This is a genomic window from Streptomyces turgidiscabies Car8 (genome assembly GCF_000331005.1).
Lineage (GTDB): Bacteria > Actinomycetota > Actinomycetes > Streptomycetales > Streptomycetaceae > Streptomyces > Streptomyces turgidiscabies.
Genome location: NZ_AEJB01000685.1, coordinates 1 through 542, shown reverse-complemented (window position 1 = coordinate 542; position 542 = coordinate 1). Strand labels below are relative to the sequence as shown.

Below are 542 nucleotides of genomic sequence, written 5' to 3'. Positions count from 1 at the left end.
CGCCGGCTCTTCCCGCTCCGCCGCCCGGGGCCGGAGCTCCCCCAGTGGCCCGGCCGGGCGGCTCCCCCGGATTCGCGGGAAGTCCTGGCGGCGCCGCGTAGCCGGGGACGGTGACCCAGCCGCGGCGCGGTTCGCCGTGCTTGGTGACGAAGTCGGCGGGCAGATAGGCCGCCGGGTCGATGCCCGGGTAGCCGCCCAGCACGACCGACTTGTGGACGTTCTCCGAGAGCACCATCACGAGCCGGCCCCGCCGCGCCTCGGCGAGGACCCGCCTGACGGGCCCCGCGTCGACCAGCCGGGCCAGGTCGTTGATGGCATCGCCGGTCCAGCGCTTGCCCTTCCGCCTGACGAGCCCCTGGTTGAGGCCGACCCGCAGCCGCATCCCGTGGTCGTCCCTGTACTTCGCCCGGTGCGCCAGCAGCGCGTCGTCCAGCCCGCGCTGGAGTTCCCGCAGCAGCCTGACCGGGCTGGTGCCCACGGGGACCAGGATCAGCATCCCGTCGCCGCGGTCCTGGACCCGGCAGTCGCCGAAGCCCAGACCG

The 542-nt window shown here is 75.3% G+C and carries 1 protein-coding gene; it reads right to left on the bottom strand.

Features of this window, described 5'->3' with window-relative positions; all coding sequences use genetic code 11:
* Nucleotides 1–542 (bottom strand): hypothetical protein (locus STRTUCAR8_RS47520; RefSeq protein WP_044474135.1); only part of this gene is annotated, 542 nt, incomplete at both ends.